The 15974-nt window shown below is 60.1% G+C and carries 15 protein-coding genes; 5 read left to right on the top strand and 10 right to left on the bottom strand.

Annotated features, from left to right (window positions below; genetic code table 11):
- Window positions 1-3: 3 nt before the first annotated feature.
- The 7 genes from JFT85_RS02050 to arnC are packed head-to-tail and all read right to left on the bottom strand — an operon-like array spanning window position 4 to window position 7692.
- Window positions 4-1383, bottom strand: a complete 1380-nt coding sequence (locus JFT85_RS02050) for a UDP-glucose dehydrogenase family protein (RefSeq protein WP_053256001.1) — start codon at window positions 1381-1383, stop codon at window positions 4-6.
- The gene (gene arnF / locus JFT85_RS02045; RefSeq protein WP_053256002.1) at window positions 1380-1793 is read right to left on the bottom strand and encodes a 4-amino-4-deoxy-L-arabinose-phosphoundecaprenol flippase subunit ArnF; all 414 of its coding nucleotides are present in this window, start codon (window positions 1791-1793) and stop codon (window positions 1380-1382) included. The genes JFT85_RS02050 and arnF overlap by 4 nt, the downstream gene beginning before the upstream one ends.
- Window positions 1790-2137: a 4-amino-4-deoxy-L-arabinose-phosphoundecaprenol flippase subunit ArnE gene (gene arnE, locus JFT85_RS02040; protein WP_053256003.1), complete on the bottom strand. Its 348-nt coding sequence runs from the start codon at window positions 2135-2137 to the stop codon at window positions 1790-1792. Before arnE ends, arnF begins: the two co-directional genes overlap by 4 nt.
- Window positions 2134-3789: a lipid IV(A) 4-amino-4-deoxy-L-arabinosyltransferase gene (gene arnT, locus JFT85_RS02035; RefSeq protein ID WP_201229043.1), complete on the bottom strand. Its 1656-nt coding sequence runs from the start codon at window positions 3787-3789 to the stop codon at window positions 2134-2136. The genes arnE and arnT overlap by 4 nt, the downstream gene beginning before the upstream one ends.
- Window positions 3786-4670, bottom strand: coding sequence for a 4-deoxy-4-formamido-L-arabinose-phosphoundecaprenol deformylase (arnD, locus tag JFT85_RS02030; protein WP_053256005.1), 885 nt, complete (start codon window positions 4668-4670; stop codon window positions 3786-3788). Before arnD ends, arnT begins: the two co-directional genes overlap by 4 nt.
- Window positions 4670-6661, bottom strand: coding sequence for a bifunctional UDP-4-amino-4-deoxy-L-arabinose formyltransferase/UDP-glucuronic acid oxidase ArnA (gene arnA / locus JFT85_RS02025; RefSeq protein ID WP_053256006.1), 1992 nt, complete (start codon window positions 6659-6661; stop codon window positions 4670-4672). The genes arnD and arnA overlap by 1 nt, the downstream gene beginning before the upstream one ends.
- Window positions 6658-7692 (bottom strand): undecaprenyl-phosphate 4-deoxy-4-formamido-L-arabinose transferase, encoded by a 1035-nt coding sequence (gene arnC / locus JFT85_RS02020; protein ID WP_053256007.1) that lies wholly within the window; start codon window positions 7690-7692, stop codon window positions 6658-6660. The genes arnA and arnC overlap by 4 nt, the downstream gene beginning before the upstream one ends.
- Before the next feature lie 466 nt (window positions 7693-8158).
- On the opposite strand from arnC, the gene JFT85_RS02015 reads away from it, so the two are divergent.
- Both JFT85_RS02015 and JFT85_RS02010 read left to right on the top strand, forming a co-directional pair.
- Window positions 8159-8977 (top strand): M949_RS01915 family surface polysaccharide biosynthesis protein, encoded by an 819-nt coding sequence (locus JFT85_RS02015; protein ID WP_201229041.1) that lies wholly within the window; start codon window positions 8159-8161, stop codon window positions 8975-8977.
- A gap of 108 nt (window positions 8978-9085) precedes the next feature.
- Window positions 9086-10000 carry a site-specific integrase gene (locus tag JFT85_RS02010; protein ID WP_201229039.1) on the top strand — a complete coding sequence of 305 codons (915 nt, stop codon included), beginning with the start codon at window positions 9086-9088 and terminating at the stop codon, window positions 9998-10000.
- Window positions 10001-10006: 6 nt separating this feature from the next.
- On the opposite strand, the gene JFT85_RS02005 is transcribed toward JFT85_RS02010, so the two are convergent.
- Both JFT85_RS02005 and JFT85_RS02000 read right to left on the bottom strand, forming a co-directional pair.
- On the bottom strand, window positions 10007-10270 hold the full coding sequence (locus JFT85_RS02005; RefSeq protein ID WP_201229036.1) for a DUF2790 domain-containing protein: 264 nt from the start codon (window positions 10268-10270) through the stop codon (window positions 10007-10009).
- Between the two features lie 111 nt (window positions 10271-10381).
- On the bottom strand, window positions 10382-11584 hold the full coding sequence (locus tag JFT85_RS02000) for a multidrug effflux MFS transporter (RefSeq protein WP_053256011.1): 1203 nt from the start codon (window positions 11582-11584) through the stop codon (window positions 10382-10384).
- A gap of 295 nt (window positions 11585-11879) precedes the next feature.
- Here JFT85_RS02000 and rbsK point away from each other — a divergent pair, with 295 nt between their 5' ends.
- Genes rbsK through JFT85_RS01985 form a run of 3 tightly spaced genes read left to right on the top strand, consistent with a single transcriptional unit; the run spans window position 11880 to window position 15201 of the window.
- Window positions 11880-12800: a ribokinase gene (rbsK, locus tag JFT85_RS01995; RefSeq protein WP_201229034.1), complete on the top strand. Its 921-nt coding sequence runs from the start codon at window positions 11880-11882 to the stop codon at window positions 12798-12800.
- A gap of 26 nt (window positions 12801-12826) precedes the next feature.
- The gene (gene fucP, locus JFT85_RS01990) at window positions 12827-14158 is read left to right on the top strand and encodes an L-fucose:H+ symporter permease (RefSeq protein ID WP_201229023.1); all 1332 of its coding nucleotides are present in this window, start codon (window positions 12827-12829) and stop codon (window positions 14156-14158) included.
- On the top strand, window positions 14155-15201 hold the full coding sequence (locus tag JFT85_RS01985; protein WP_069552147.1) for an aldose 1-epimerase family protein: 1047 nt from the start codon (window positions 14155-14157) through the stop codon (window positions 15199-15201). Before fucP ends, JFT85_RS01985 begins: the two co-directional genes overlap by 4 nt.
- Here JFT85_RS01985 and deoR read toward each other — a convergent pair.
- Window positions 15198-15956, bottom strand: a complete 759-nt coding sequence (gene deoR, locus JFT85_RS01980) for a DNA-binding transcriptional repressor DeoR (protein WP_053256015.1) — start codon at window positions 15954-15956, stop codon at window positions 15198-15200. The genes JFT85_RS01985 and deoR overlap by 4 nt on opposite strands.
- Window positions 15957-15974: the final 18 nt, after the last annotated feature.

Genomic DNA, 15974 nt, shown 5'->3' with positions numbered 1-15974 from the left:
GTGTCAGTCTTCCTTGACCGGCGCTACCCAGTTTTGCTGAGGGATCGGCAACTCGCAGGAATCGCCACGACCCATTGGGAAGTATTTGAAGCCTTTGCGCGCCAGGCGCTCGCCGTCGTAAAGGTTGCGACCGTCGAAAATCACCGGGTTTTTCAGACGGTCGAGGATCAGGTCGAAATCCGGGGCCTTGAACTGCTGCCATTCGGTGCAGACGATCAGCGCATCGGCGCCGCTCAAGGCGGACTCCGGCGTGCCCAGCAACGTCAGGCGCGACTCGTCACCGTAGATGCGCTGGGTTTCCTGCATGGCTTCAGGGTCAAACGCACGGACATTGGCGCCTGCGGCCCAAAGGGCTTCCATCAGCACACGGCTCGGTGCATCACGCATGTCATCGGTGTTGGGCTTGAAGGCCAGGCCCCACAACGCGAACGTCTTGCCTTTCAGTTCACCCTTGAAGTAAGCGTTGATACGTTCGAACAGCTTGCTCTTCTGGCGCTGGTTGATGGCTTCGACCGCTTCAAGCAGGTCGCTGGAGCAGTTGGCTTCCTTGGCGCTGTGGATCAAGGCGCGCATGTCTTTGGGGAAGCACGAACCACCGTAGCCGCAACCCGGGTAGATGAAGTGGTAGCCGATCCGCGAGTCGGCGCCGATGCCCAGGCGTACGGCTTCGATGTCCGCACCCAGGTGTTCGGCCAGCTCGGCGATCTGGTTGATGAAGCTGATCTTGGTGGCCAGCATGCAGTTGGCGGCGTACTTGGTCAGTTCGGCGCTGCGCAGGTCCATGAAAATGATGCGGTCGTGGTTGCGGTTGAAGGGCGCATACAGGTCGCGCATCACTTCACGCACTTCTTCACGTTCGCAACCGATGATAATGCGGTCCGGGCGGCGGCAATCGGCGACGGCCGTGCCTTCCTTGAGGAATTCCGGGTTGGAGACGATATCGAATTCCAGGTGACGGCCCGCGATGTGCAGGTTTTTTTCGATATGGGCGCGCAAGGTGTCGCCGGTGCCGACGGGTACGGTGGATTTTTCCACCAGAATCACCGGTTCCACACGATGGCGGGACACCGCGTCACCGACCGACAGCACATACTTGAGGTCGGCCGAGCCGTCTTCATCCGAGGGTGTACCCACGGCGATAAACAGCACTTCACCGTGTTCAACGGCGAGTTTTTCATCATAGGTAAAGTGCAGGCGGCCACTTTCCAGGTTTTCCTTGACCATGGCAGCCAGGCCCGGTTCGAAGATCGTCACATGGCCTTTCTGAAGCGACTCGACCTTGCTCTTGTCAACGTCCATGCAGATCACATCGTGACCGACTTCGGCCAATACGGTGGCCTGTACCAGACCGACGTAACCGCTACCAAATACACTGATTTTCATGGGGCATTCCTGGGGCTTGCAACGCTAGCACGACGAGAGTTAATAACCAGAACACCGAGGATGACCAACGCCACCCCCAGGGTTTTTGAAAGCGAAAAATGTTCGTTGAACACCGGCAGGCTGGCCGCGAGCAGGTACACCAGCGCATAGCTGATGCTGAGCAGCGAATAGGCGCGACCCAGCGGCAAATGCTTGAGCGCGCCAAGCCAGCAGACCATCGACAGCGCATAGGCGATGATTGCCAGGATGACCACGCCGAGGGCGCCCAGATCAATGGCGTTGCTGTTGAACGCGCTCAGCCAGGCGTCCGGCAGTGGCAGGCGCGTCATGCTCCAGCGCATGCCCAGTTGAGCGGCGCTCACCAGGCCGACGCTGCCCAAGGCCAGGGCAAACCCTTGCGCGCGGCTCATACGTGACGCCCGAGCAGTACGACGCCGCCGATCACCAGCGCCACACCGAGCCAATGACGGCCATCGATGTGCTCATGAAAGACAAAGTGCGCCATCAACGTCACCAGCACGAAATTCAAGCTGAGCATCGGGTAGGCGATGCCCACCTCCAGGCGCTGCAAAACCAGCAGCCACACCAACAGGCCCAGGCCCAGGCACACCAGTGCCGACCACAGCCACGGGGAACGCAGTTTCGGCGCCCATCCGTGCGGCTGGCCGCGCCAGCTTTCCACGGCAAACTTTTGCGAAACCTGGCCCATACAGGTGAGCAGGCAGGCGCTCAATAGCAGAAGCAATGTGATCATTGCGCAGCCTGTGGGAAGATCAGGATCACGATATTGCCTTGCTCGTAGCGTTTACCGTCCTGGGGCAGCAGGTTCACTTCAGCAACCTCGTCGTCGCCCTTGACCCGCATCACCACACCGACAGACCCCTTTTTGCGCGCCTCGCTCATCCATTGCTGGACTTCGCTGGTATCGATCTTGCGATGCGCGGTGTCGGGGTAGGCGATGCCGTATTTCACTTCGCCGACGGTGTTGTAGAGGCTCACATCCGGGCGGCCCAAACGCCATGACAGGGCCGACGCGGCGCCCAGGTCATTGCTAAGCAGGGCGGCGGTCGGTTGCAGCTCCGGCAGGTGGTCGATGATGAACTGATCCGGCGTCTTGTTGTAAACCACCGAATGGGGCAGGGCGGCGGGCACCAAGGCGACCAGCAACCAACTGCCGATCGCCGGTGCGGCCCACAGTTTCAACGGGCGCGCGGCCTGCAGCAGGTTGACCACAATCCAGCCGAACAGGAAGGTAAACACCAGCACCAGGCTGAGGGTTTCCTGACCGCGTTCGTACACCGGATTCTTCAATTGGAACCAGCTGATCGCCAACAAGGCCGCGATACCGATACCCAGGTTCAGCCAGCCGTTGATGCGCAGTGCGCGAGCCTGGCCCTGGGCAAGCTTGTCGCTCAGGGTCGACCCCATCAGCAGGGCCAACGGCAGCAGGCAAGGCATGATGTACGACGGCAGCTTGCCTTTGGCCAGGCTGAAGAACGCCAGGGGCATCAATAGCCATAACAGCAGGAACACGGTTTTAGGCAGGCGCTTTTCCAGCCACGCACGTTTCACCGTGGACGGCAGCAGCGCGATCCACGGCAATGAGAACGCGACCATCAGCGGCAGGTAGAACCAGAAGGGCTCGGCATGCTGGGCGTCATCGCCGGCAAAGCGTTGGATATGCTCGTGCCAGAAGAAGAAGTTCCAGTAGTCCGGCTCTTGCAGGTGCACGGCCAGTGCCCACGGCAGGCTGACCACAATCGCGACGACCACGGCGACCACGCCGTAACCGAGCAATTCACGAAAGCGTTTTTGCCAGATCGCGTAGGGCAGGGCGATCAACACCGGCAGCAGCCAGGCGAGGAAGCCTTTGGTCATGAAACCCATGCCACAGGCGAAACCGAGCAAGGCCCACGACCACAAACGGCCGCGGCGGGTGGTGCTGTCGAAGCAGAACCACAGCGCCACACCGGTCAGGTTGACCCAGAAGGTGAATTGCGGGTCCAGGTTGGCATAACCGCCGAGCAGGGCCACGCTGACAAAGCTCATGTACAGCACGGTGCTGACGAGGCTTTTTTGCGGGTCGTTCCACAGCCGACGAGACACGAGGTACACCAGCAGGATGCTCAGCCCGGTGCTCAGGGCGGATGCAAAGCGCACGCCGAACAGGTTTTGCCCGAACATCGCCTGGCCCAGCGCGATCATCCAATAGCCGGCGGCGGGTTTCTCGAAATAGCGGATGCCCATGAAGTGTGGCGAAGCCCACTTGCCGGTCAGCAGCATTTCCTGGCTGATTTGTGCATAACGGGTTTCATCGGGAATCCACAGGCCATGACTGGCCAGCGGTAACAGATAAAACACACCAAACGCCAACAGGAGCAGGGGCAATGCCCAGCGGCGGATCATGCCTGCTGCACTCCAAGCCATCCCTCGCGGCCGCTTAACGCGCCGCGCACCAGGTGTTGCTGGGGCAGGGTGGTCACATCCGCGGGCAGCAGATCGCCCAAGGGTTTGAAGTCGATGCCGCGCTGCCCGGCCTGGGCGAGCAATTGGCGAAAATCTTCAGCCATCAGAATCCCTTCTACTTCTGCGTGGATCGTGTAGACGTTCAGCTTTGACTCGGTAAACCGGTCGAGAATAAAGCTGTTGAAATTGTTGGCAGCCACCACCGGACCGACGACTTCGTCGAAGGTCGGCAGGTCTACCGGAATTTGTGGGGTGCCCGCACTGCCATCGGCCAAGGTGGGTCGAAACAGGCTGGTGCCCCGGCAATCACTGTTGTAGCGAAAGTTGAAACCTTGCTTGGCTTGCACCACGCGTTCATCGGCACGCCAGCCGGCGGCGGCAGAACAGTCGATGCGTTCACCGAGAATGTCGCTCAAGGTGTCGACGCCGCGACGAATCTGCTCGACCAGTTGTGCGTCGCTCCAGCGCCCGGTGTTGGCCTGCCAGCCGTGGTGGTCCCACGCGTGCAGGCCGACTTCATGGCCGGCGGCCTTGGCCTGGCGCATCAAATGCCCCAGGTCACGACCAATCGGCTTGCCCGGCCAGGCGGTGCCGGCCAGCAAGATATCCCAGCCATACAGCCCGGCGGCATTGGAACGCAGCATCTTCCACAGGAATTGCGGACGGATGAGGCGCCACAAGTGGCGCCCCATGTTGTCCGGCCCAACGCTGAAGAAGAACGTCGCTTTCACCCCGGCTTCATCCAGGGACTCCAGCAACCGTGGCACACCTTCACGGGTGCCACGGTAGGTGTCGACGTCGATGCGAAGACCTGCCTGCATCAGCGCTTGTCCGCGATTTCGAGCATGGCTTCTTTGAGGAAGAAGTCCAGGGTGTTACCGATGGTTTCGCTCATCTCAACGGTTGGCTCCCAGTTCAGCAGGCGCTTGGCGTTTTCGATGCTTGGCTTGCGGTGTGCCACGTCCTGGTAACCGGTGCCGTAGAACGCCTTGCTCTCTACGTCGCGGAAACCGGCGAACGGAGGGAAGTTGCTGCGCAGCGGGTGAGCTTCGAACTGACGCAGCAGTTCTTCGCCCAGCTGACGAATGCTGGCTTCGTTTTCCGGGTTGCCGATGTTGATGATCTGGCCGTTGCAGACATCGTTGTCGTTATCAATGATGCGGGCCAGGGCTTCGATGCCGTCAGCGATGTCGGTGAAGCAACGCTTCTGCTCGCCACCGTCGAACAGGCGGATCGGCGTGCCTTCCACCAGGTTCAGGATCAGCTGGGTGATTGCGCGGGAGCTGCCGATACGTGCCGAGTCCAGACGGTCCAGGCGCGGGCCCATCCAGTTGAACGGACGGAACAGGGTGAAGTTCAGGCCTTTGTCGCCGTAAGCCCAGATCACACGGTCGAGCAATTGCTTGGAGACCGAGTAGATCCAGCGCTGCTTGTTGACCGGGCCAACCACCAGGTTGGAGGTGTCTTCGTCGAAATACTGGTCCTGGCACATGCCATAGACTTCGGAGGTCGACGGGAAGATCACACGCTTGTTGTACTTGACGCAGTAGCGAACCAGTTTCAGGTTCTCTTCAAAGTCCAGTTCGAACACGCGCAGCGGGTTACGGGTGTATTCGATCGGGGTAGCGATGGCCACCAGCGGCAGGACCACGTCGCACTTCTTGATGTGGTACTCGATCCACTCGGAGTGAATGCTGATATCGCCTTCCACATAGTGGAAGTTCGGGTGGCTGCGCAGGCGCTCGATAGCGTCGGAACCGATATCCAGGCCGTAGATTTCATAACGGTCGTCACGCAGCAGGCGCTCGGACAGGTGGTTACCGATGAAACCGTTCACACCCAGGATCAGTACACGAGTGCGACGTGGCTTGCGGCCGGACTCGGCGCCGCGCAGTACGGAACCGTCTACCAGGCCCAACTCGTCGGCCAGGGACGGACCGGCCAGGTACAGGCCGTTTTCGTTGCGCTGGCCAAACTTGACCACCAGGGAATCTTCACCGCAGGCGATGCGCAGCGGGTTGACGCTGATCACACGGCCTGGCGCGATGCCTTCGTTGCCCTTGACCACGTCGGCTTGCCAAACGATCAGTTTGTGCTCGCCTACGGCGCAGAAGGCGCCCGGGTAAGGTTGGGTAACGGCGCGAACCAGGTTGAACAGCTCTTCAGCCGGCTTTTTCCAGTCCAGTTTGCCATCGGCAGCGGTGCGGCGGCCGAAGTAGGTGGCCTGGCTTTCGTTCTGGGCAGTTTCCGCCAGCTTGCCTTGGGCCAGTTGTGGCAGGGCATCGCGCAGCAGGTTGGTGGCCGCTTCACGCAGCTTGGCGTGCAGGGTCAGGCCAGTGTCAGTGCGGTCGATAACGACTTTTTCCTGGGCGAGGATCGCGCCGGCATCGGCACGCTTGACCATGCGGTGCAGGGTCACGCCGGTTTCGGTTTCGCCGTTGACCAGCACCCAGTTGGCCGGTGCGCGGCCACGGTATTTAGGCAGCAGCGAGCCGTGCAGGTTGAACGCGCCTTTTTTGGCGGTGGCCAACAGCGCTTCGCTGAGCAGGTTGCGGTAGTAGAACGAGAAGATGAAATCCGGGTTCAGCTTGGCAATGCGCTCGATCCACAGCGGGTGGTTGGCGTCTTCCGGTGCGTGTACCGGGATGCCGTTGCGGGCACAGAGTTGAGCGACGGAGCCGTAGAAATTATTTTCCTTGGGGTCGTCGGCATGGGTGAACACGGCAGCAATGTCGTAACCGGCGGTCAGCAGGGCTTCGATGCCTGCACAGCCAATATCGTGATAAGCGAAGACAACAGCTTTTGAATTCATGACGAAACCTGATCGGAAGGAGAAGTGGAAGTGTGAGAACTTGTCAGGCCGTCGACCACGACGACCGGAGCGGGTGCTGCAGGTTGGTTACGCAGCACTTTTTCAATAAAGAAGCGCGGGCGGGCGCGCACGTCACTGTACATGCGCCCCAGGTATTCACCCAAGAGGCCCATGCCGATGAATTGACCACCGGTGAACACGAACAACACGGCAAACAGGACAAACATGCCTGAGCCGGCCCATTCGGCGCCAAACACCAATCGCAGGAACACCAGTGCGAAGGCAAACAGCATGCCCAGCGCCGCCAGGCTGAAGCCGACGATGCTCAGCAGGCGCAGCGGGGTGGTGGTCATGCAGGTCAGCAGGTCGAACATCAGGCTGATCAGGCGCATCGCGCTGTATTTGGACTCGCCGTGTTCGCGCTCGGCGTGATGCACCAGAATCTCGGTGGTGTGCCGGGCAAAGCCGTTGGCCAGAATCGGAATAAAGGTGCTGCGCTCACGGCAGGCGAGCATGGCGTCGACGATGGTGCGGCGGTAGGCGCGCAGCATGCAGCCGTAGTCGGTCATGGCCACGCCGGTGGAGCGTTGCACCGCCAGGTTGATCAGGCGCGACGGCCAGCGACGGAAGGCCGAGTCCTGGCGGTTGTTACGCACGGTCGCCACGACGTCGAAGCCCAGGGCGGCTTGTTCCACCAGGCGCGGGATCTCTTCCGGCGGGTTCTGCAGGTCGGCGTCGAGGGTGATGATCACCTCGCCGCGGCACTGCTCGAAGCCGGCCATGATCGCTGCATGCTGGCCGTAGTTACGGTTGAGGATCACCGCTACCACGTTGCTGCCGTCTTCAGCGGCGGCGTCTTCAAGCAATTGGGCCGAGTTGTCGCGGCTACCGTCATCCACCAGGATGATTTCGTATTCGTAAGCCAGTTGCTTGCAGGCTGCCGTCGTGCGACGCAGCAATTCAGGCAGGCTCTCTTGTTCGTTGTAGACCGGGATAACGATCGACACGCAATGAATAGGGTAGGGTTTCAAAGATTCATGACCTCGGGGCTAGAGCAATTGAAGCGTGAAAACAGCAGTAATCAGTCCGATAAACGCTGGCTGATTAAACGTAGCGTGGGTTTGCGGCATTCATTCGACTTTCCTGCAGACGGGTAACAGATTCTTCCATAGCTATCAGATTAAAGACGAAATAGATGAAAGGTAAAGCGTAATCAACAGGTTAGTCGGGGAAAACGCGGTTTGTTCTCAAGTTCTGCGGCCAAGGTTAAGCGGAAAAATGTTGAACGAATATGAAAGGCGGATGAAAAACTCGTTTATTTGACAGGTAGACAGCTAGGGTTCAGCTAAGTGACTGAAGCGCCAGGCAATAGGTTTACCGGGTAAAACCGCTGGGATTTTAAAGCGTTGCGCCGCCGACCGATTGTCATTCAACAATCTTCTCTGCAATGCCCTTCAAGTGCCGGTAAAGTAAGCCATCTCTTGCCAGGGTACTCGGATGAATAGCGTGCAGCTTTTTCGCGGCCAATTGCGGCCTGCGTTGTTGGGATTGTTGATGGCTGTGGCCTGTGTCACCACCGTAAGGGCCGACGACGGGGTGGCGCTCACAAGTATCGAGCAGGTACCGGAGGGCGTGGAAGTGCGTGGCAAGCAGGTCGCCGCTTACACCTGGGACGACCGCCAAGGCAAAAACCTGTTGGTACTCGCCGAGCAAGTGGGTGAGCGTGACGATGACGGCACCCAGTCGGCCTTCGTCTACGCGGCCCAATACCTGCTGGCGGGCGACCATCCCAAACGCGTGTGGATGCTGTATGACGATGTGCAGCATTGCCAATTCGACGCAGCGCTGCACTTTGACATGGCGGCAACCAAGGTCACCGACTTGACCGGCGATGGCCTGACCCAGGCCACGGTGGGCTATTCGCGAACCTGCACCAGCGACGTCAGCCCTCGTGAATTCAAGCTGATCATGCATGTGGGCAAATCCCAGAAGTACCGCCTGCGCGGTGTCGATCGCGTTGGCGCGAGCTGGTGGGACGAGGAAGCCGGCGCCCTGCGTGGCATGCCGCTGCCGACGGACTGCTCTATTGCAGCGCAACAGGCGCTGGTCAGCCAGTACAAGGAGCAGGGCACCGAGTTGCCGCTCCCGGGCTGCTATGGCGACGAGAGTGACTTCGCCAAGGCGCCGGACGGCTACCTGGCGTTCATGCGCCAGCATTGGTTTGGGCTGATGCAGAAACAGGACGCCGAATGGAGCCAATCCCAGGCCCAGCCTCAGCCGGAAAACGCCACAGAGGATGACGAGTCGGCCCCGTGATTTTGTGCAGGGGCCGGTCGTGCGTTAGACTCGGTGCTCGCCAATTCACTAAATACCTCGATTAAACAATGGCTTGGTCGAGGTATTTAATCCAAAGGCTGATCTACCTTGACTGAGTCCATCCGCAACCCGCTGACCCTCTACCTCACCCGTCTGGCCCCTTCCAGCCAACTGACCATGCGCTACGTGCTGCAGGACGCGGCCGACCGGCTGGGTTTTGAAGACATCAACCTCGACGAGATCGACTGGCACCTGCTGCAACCTGAACAGGTGATTGCCCTGGTCGCCGCGTTGCGTGAGGACGGCTATGCGCCGAACACGTCTTCGTTGTATGTGAACGCGGTACGCGGGGTAATGAACGAGGCGTGGCGCCTGAGCTTGATCAGCCAGGACCACCTGTTGAAGATGCGCTCGGTCAAGGCCACGCCCGGCACCCGTTTGGGACAGGGCCGTAACCTGCGCCGCACACTGATCCGCGAAATGATGGAAGTCTGCGCCGCCGACCCGCGCCCCCAAGGCCTGCGGGATGCGGCGGTGATCGGCCTGTTGTATGGCTCTGGCATGCGCAAGTCGGAGTCGGTCAACCTCGACCTGGCGCAGGTCAACTTCGACGAACGCAGCTTGCGCGTGATCGGCAAGGGCAACAAGGAACTGGTCAAGTACGCGCCGGCCTGGGCGTTTGCCAAGCTGCAAGCCTGGCTGGAGTTTCGCCGCGCGCACCTCAAGGACGGCGAACAGGACGATAGCTTTCTGTTCAATCGTATCCGTCGCGGCAGCCATATCACGCGCGAACGCATTACCAAGCACGCGATCTACTACATCGCCCGTCAGCGCGGCGAACAGGTGGGCGTGAAGATCATGCCGCATGATTTCCGGCGTTCGTTCATCACCCGGGTGATCGAAGAGCATGACCTGTCGATTGCGCAGAAACTGGCGCATCACACCAATATCCAGACGACCGCCAGCTATGACGTGCGCGATGACAACGAGCGACGGCGGGCGGTGGATCGGTTTGATTTGTAAGCGCGCTCAACTGTGCGGGCAGCTGTCTGCGAGCCGCATGTAGTCGAGTTCGTGGCGCACGCCCCGGCTGTCCACGTACACAACATGGCCCTTGACCGGGCCGCAAGTGGTGGATGCAGCGTTGGTGGTACGCACGGCCTTGGCGATATCGAGGTCTTCGGCGTAATCGTCGGTTTGATTGGCCGGTGTGTCAGCGCCCGGATTGGGCTCGCCCTGGGCGGCGGCTAACGTGCTGACCATGCTCAGCATTAGAATAAGCAGGTAACGCATGACGACCTCCAGCACCCATCGGTGGTGGTTTGAGTGTGGTCGCCATTCTATAAAGCCTGCTCCCGCCCCAGAACGGATTCCGGCCAATAACGGCTATCAATCAAAACAATGTCAGGGCCTTGCACAGGCCAGGTGCGTCGGCAAACGCCGCAGGGTCCACAGGGTGACCAGCATTGCGGCGACGGCACATAGCGCGATGCCGACCAACATGGGCGCCGGCGTGTGGTCGGCGAACACGCCGACCAGGGTCATGGACACCGCGGCGGTGATCATTTGGATCGCACCGAGCAGCGCCGACGCGGAACCCGCCACGGCACCATGGTCTTCCATGGACAACACCCCCGCGGCCGGCAGTAACAGGCCGAGAAAACCGAAACCGATAAACAGCAGGGTCATCATCAGCGCCAGGTTGTCGCTCCACAGCGTAGAGGTGGCCAGCAATGTCATGACCACGGCAACGCCGACAACCGACCAGCGAATCAGCGGGGGCAGGCCAAAGCGCGCACTCAGGCGTGCCGTCAATTGGCTCATGGCAAAGAACGAGGCCGCATTGACCGCAAAGCACAGGCTGAATTGCGTAGGTGTCAGGCCGAAATACTCGATATACACGAACGGCGCGCTGCCGATAAACACGAAGAACGTCGCCAGGCCAAAGCCACACACCACCGACAAGCCAGTGAATACCGGGTCACGGAGCAGGGCGCCATAGCTGCCGAACGCACTGCCCAAGGTCTTGCCCAAACGGCGCTCGGCCGGATGGGTTTCCGGCAGTTGTACGATGGTCATCACCAGGCACAGCACCGCGACGACGCCCAGCGCGACGAACACTTCACGCCAGCTCCACAGTGAAATCACCACGCTGCCGGCCAAGGGCGCCAGGATCGGTGAAACACTCATCACCAGCATCAGCAAAGCCATCAAGCGCGCCGCTTCGTGGCCGGTATACAGGTCGCGGACGATGGCCCGTGGGATAACCATGCCGGCGCACGCACCAAACGCTTGCAGGGCACGAAAGGCAATCAGCACTTCAATCGTGGGGGCCAGCGCACAACCGACGCTGGCCACGGCAAAAATCACCAAGCCTGCATAAATCGGCGGCTTGCGGCCGAACACATCGCTGATGGGCCCGTAGAACAGCTGGCACACGCCAATGATCATGAAGAACACCGTCAAGCTCATCTGCACAGCCGCTGGCGACGCCTGCAGGCTGGCCCCAAGGGTGGGCAGCGCGGGCAAATAGCTGTCGATGGCGAATGGGCCGATGGCGGTGATCAACCCCAGCAGCAAGGCGAGGTGGGCAATACTTCGAGACATGGTGGTTCCGGGTTGCATCAAAAAAGATCGGCCAGCTTAGTGAGCGCTCCCCTGGGGCACAAGGTGACGCTTACACACGCGCTACATAATTGCGTCCCGAGCCTTCTGGCGCCGGGCTTTGCAGCCGCGCCGACGAAGTCAATCAGCGACGACCCAAGGGCGCCGCCGCGCCTTTGCGCGCTCCGTTGATCCTTCGGCGTAAAAAAAGATTGAATATTCACACCTAATGTTATTTAAATAACAAAACAAGAGCGCCACAACCTGCCTGGTTGTGCCGCAACAAGGTGGAATAGCAATGAGCAAGATCGCAGTCATCGGCAGCAATATGGTGGATTTGATTACCTACATCGACCGCATGCCGGGCCAGGGCGAAACCCTGGAAGCACCGGGCTTTGCCCTCGGTTGCGGCGGCAAAGGGGCCAACCAGGCGGTGGCGGCAGCCAAGCTTGGGGCGGATGTGTTGATGTTGAGCAAGGTCGGTGACGACATGTTTGCCGACAACACACTGGCCAACTTCCAGCGCTTTGGTATCGACACCCGTTACGTGCAGCGGGTGCCTGGTGTTTCCAGCGGCGTGGCGCCGATTTTTGTCCGGCCCGACTCCCATAACAGCATTTTGATCGTCAAAGGCGCCAATGCGCACTTGTCGCCGGCGGATATCGATGCGGCGGCAGTCGACCTGCGCGCGTGCACGTTGATCGTGCTGCAGCTGGAGATCAACCTGGAGACGGTCTACTACGCCATCGAATTCGCTCACCGGCATGGCATTGCGGTACTGCTCAATCCGGCACCGGCCATGGCCGGATTGAGCGCCGAGCACCTGGCGAAATTGGATTTCCTGATCCCCAACGAATCGGAACTGGCACTGATCACCGGCCAGAACGTGGACTCGCCGGAGTCAGCCCGTGCGGCCGCAAAAACCCTGGTCGCCAGCGGCGTTCGCCACGTGATTGTCACCCTTGGCGAGCACGGCGCGCTGTATATCGGCGAGGAGGGTGAATGCCAGGTGCCGGGCCAACGGGTTGCCGCCCGTGACACCACCGGTGCCGGTGACGCCTTTATTGGTTGCTTCATTCAACACTGGAACCGCGACGGCAGGATTCGTCAGGCCATGGAACAGGCCGTGGCGTATTCCGCCTGCTCGGTGATGGCGCTGGGTACGCAGACTTCCTATCCCGACAGCGAAGCATTCGCCCGCTTCCAGCAACAGCGGTAACACCCCCACCAGCCCGGAGAACAATAATGAACAAACCTGCGCTGCAACAAACCCCCGACGGTTTCTACCTGAACCGCACGCCCTGGTTCGCCTTTATCCTGCTGTGCAGCATCTTTGCACTGTGGGCCGCAGCGGCGAGCATGAACGACGTGCTGATTGCACACTTTAAGAAAGCGTTCTTGCTCAGTGATTTCCAGACCGCCTTCGTGCAGTCGGCGTTTTACCTGGGCTATTTTTTTGTGGCAATTCCGGCCGCGATGGTGGTGCGGCGCTTTAGCTACAAAAGCACGATTCTGATCGGGCTGTTGCTGTACATGTTCGGCTGCCTGCTGTTTTTTCCGGCGGCGTCCACCGCCAAGTACGGCATGTTCCTGCTGGCACTGTTTGTGATTGCAGCCGGCCTGTCGTTCCTGGAAACCGCGTGCAACACCTACTCGACGCTGATGGGCCCGCGGGAAACCGGGACGCGACGCTTGAATATTTCGCAGACCTTTCACCCCTTTGGCGCAATGGCCGGGGTTTACGTGGGCAGCTTCGTGATGTTCAAGGACTCCGACGCCACCACAGAACAACTGAAGCAAATGAGCGCCTCCGAGGCGGCGGTGCAGCAGTTGCAAATGATCCAGTCCACGCTGCTGCCGTACAAGTGGATGATCGCTGTTCTGGTGCTGATGTTTATCCTGATCGCGATTACCCGATTCCCTGCGTGCAAGGGCAATAAGCCGGCCGGTAGCAAGCCTGGCAGCCTGCGTCAAAGCCTGGGGCGGCTGTGGCGTAACCCGCGCTTTACGTTTGGCGTACTGGCGCAGTTTCTCTATGTGGGTGCGCAGGTGGGGGTGTGGAGTTTTACCATTCGCCTGGCCATGCAAATGGGCGGTATGAATGAACGCAGCGCTTCATGGTTTCTGCTGACCACCTTCGCCGCGTACTTTGTCGGCAAGATGATCGCCAACCTGTTGATGCGCCGGCTGCACCCGGCCAGGGTGCTGGCGATTTATGGCGTGCTGTGCATTGTGCTGCTGGCCTACACGATCCTGGTGCCAAACATTTCGGCGGTGTACGCAGCGGTTGGCGTGAGTATTTTTCTCGGCCCATGCTGGCCGACCATTTACGGCCTGACCATTGATGGCCTGGGTGAAGACACCGGCGTCGGCGGGTCGTTGCTGGTGATGAGCATTGTCGGTGGCGGGGTAATCCCGATCTTTCAGGGCCTGTTGTCCGATGCCAGCGGCGGCAACATGCAGCTGGCGTACAGCGTGCCGTTGCTGTGCTTTATCGTGATTGTGATGTATGCGATCAAATGCTTGCGCCAGTCCGCCCCCTTGCCATCGAGCGCAGCAGCGGCGGTGGCCTCATGAACACACGCATCCCGCTGTATCGTGCGGTGTTTGGTGAGCAGGAAAAGATCCTTTTGCAGTCTGAGGCGTTCAAGGTCAGTGCCTGGACCTATGCGTCCGGCGTGTTGGCTGTGAGCCTGGAGAACAGCCGTGGACGCCTGGTGATCCTGCCTTATCAAGGGCAGATGATCTGGTCGGCCGTGTTCGATGGCTGCGACCTGACCATGAGCAACCTGTTCGAGCAGCCCCGGCCGAGCCCGACGGTCATTGATACTTATGGCTGTTTCATGTTTCACAGTGGCTTGCTGCGCAACGGTTGCCCGGCGCCGGATGACACGCATGCCTTGCATGGCGAAATGCCTTGTGCGCCTATGGACACAGCCTGGCTGGAGCTGGGTGAGGGCGTTGTGCGCCTGGGCGGTTCCTATGAGTTTGCCAAGGGGTTCGGTGATCGTTACCGGGCTTGCCCCAGCGTGACACTGCGCGCCGATTCGGCCTTGTTCGATATTGAGATGCACGTGACGAACCTGGCCGGCAAGCCGATGGACTTGATGTACATGGCCCACATGAACTACGCCTATGTGGACGGTGCGCGGTTCGTCGAGCCACTGGGCATGCAGCGTCTGCGCCTGCGTACCAGCGTGCCGGACCACGTCAAGCCGACGCCCGCCTGGAGTGCCTACATGGCGCAACTGGCCGAGCATCCCGGCCAGTTGGCCTGCCTCGAAACGCCTGCGCTGTATGACCCTGAAATTGTGTTTTTCCTCGATGGTGTCGGCACCGACGCCACCGGCCACGCGCACTTTCTGCTTGAGCATCCCGACGGCGCTGCGTTCTACACCCGTTATCGCCCCGAGCAATTCGAACACGCTGCACGCTGGGTCCTGCACACACCGGATCAGCAAGTGGCTGCGTTCGTGCTGCCGTCGACCTGCGAGCCGGAGGGCTACACCGCGGAGAAAGCCAAAGGTCACGTGCGGCAGCTGGCGGCCGGGGCGAGCGCTTCATTCAGCGTGACCACCGGCTATTTGACTGAACAGGAACGGCAGAGGCTGTTGGGTTAAACCAGCAATTGCGCACCGCGTGCCTGGATGACGTCTTGATAGGCGCGGGGGATTTTCTTGTCACTGACCACGTATTGGAAGTCTTCCAGGGTGGCGAAATGGGCGGTGCGCACCGTGTCGAACTTGCTGAAGTCGGCGAGCAACACGCGTTGCTGGGCCTGGCGCAGGACCTTTTGCTTGACCTCGACTTCATTGAAGTTGAAGCACGTCACACCGAACTCCTGACTGACGCCCGCCGCCGTCACGAAGGCCCACGTCAGGCGCACGCTGTCGAGAATGCTGCTTTCGGCGCTGCTTTCAAACACTTGGTTCTTGCGGTGAAAGGTGCCGCCGCACAAGACGATGTGGCAGTTGGGTTTGTTGTGCAACTTAAGCAACACGTTCAACGAACTGCACACGGCAGTGAACTCCAACTCGTCGGGGATGAAGTCAATGACGAAGGGCGAGGTGGTGCCGCAGTCGAAGAAGACTGTGTCACCGGCCTGTATCAAACCGGCAGCGAGCTTGCCGATGCGGCGTTTCTCCTCGACGTGACGCGTGCCCTGGTCGGCGACCCGGTATTCGCTGACCTCGCTGCCGCCCCGGGTGATGTAGCCGCCAAGAAGACGCAGGTGATCGCTGAAGTGATTGAGATCGCGGCGCAGGGTCATCTCGGAAACGTCCAGCAACGCAGCCATTTCCCTCAAGTGAATGGCGTTCTGGTCCTGCAAGGCTTGTTGGATAAGCTTGAGTCGCTCGGCTTTTCTACTGTCCACGAGTATTCCAGGGCTTGA

The sequence above is a fragment of the Pseudomonas sp. TH04 genome (assembly GCF_016651355.1).
GTDB lineage: Bacteria > Pseudomonadota > Gammaproteobacteria > Pseudomonadales > Pseudomonadaceae > Aquipseudomonas > Aquipseudomonas fluorescens.
This window is presented reverse-complemented; position numbering and strand designations above follow the sequence as displayed.

Coding starts and splice junctions, on each gene's coding strand:
- arnD (WP_053256005.1), bottom strand. CDS start 4,670: ATGCAGGCAGGTCTTCGCATCGACGTCGACACCTACCGTGGCACCCGT.
- JFT85_RS02015 (WP_201229041.1), top strand. CDS start 8,159: ATGAATAGCGTGCAGCTTTTTCGCGGCCAATTGCGGCCTGCGTTGTTG.
- JFT85_RS02000 (WP_053256011.1), bottom strand. CDS start 11,584: ATGTCTCGAAGTATTGCCCACCTCGCCTTGCTGCTGGGGTTGATCACC.
- arnA (WP_053256006.1), bottom strand. CDS start 6,661: ATGAATTCAAAAGCTGTTGTCTTCGCTTATCACGATATTGGCTGTGCA.
- rbsK (WP_201229034.1), top strand. CDS start 11,880: ATGAGCAAGATCGCAGTCATCGGCAGCAATATGGTGGATTTGATTACC.
- fucP (WP_201229023.1), top strand. CDS start 12,827: ATGAACAAACCTGCGCTGCAACAAACCCCCGACGGTTTCTACCTGAAC.
- JFT85_RS02050 (WP_053256001.1), bottom strand. CDS start 1,383: ATGAAAATCAGTGTATTTGGTAGCGGTTACGTCGGTCTGGTACAGGCC.
- arnT (WP_201229043.1), bottom strand. CDS start 3,789: ATGATCCGCCGCTGGGCATTGCCCCTGCTCCTGTTGGCGTTTGGTGTG.
- JFT85_RS02005 (WP_201229036.1), bottom strand. CDS start 10,270: ATGCGTTACCTGCTTATTCTAATGCTGAGCATGGTCAGCACGTTAGCC.
- JFT85_RS01985 (WP_069552147.1), top strand. CDS start 14,155: ATGAACACACGCATCCCGCTGTATCGTGCGGTGTTTGGTGAGCAGGAA.
- arnE (WP_053256003.1), bottom strand. CDS start 2,137: ATGATCACATTGCTTCTGCTATTGAGCGCCTGCCTGCTCACCTGTATG.
- arnF (WP_053256002.1), bottom strand. CDS start 1,793: ATGAGCCGCGCGCAAGGGTTTGCCCTGGCCTTGGGCAGCGTCGGCCTG.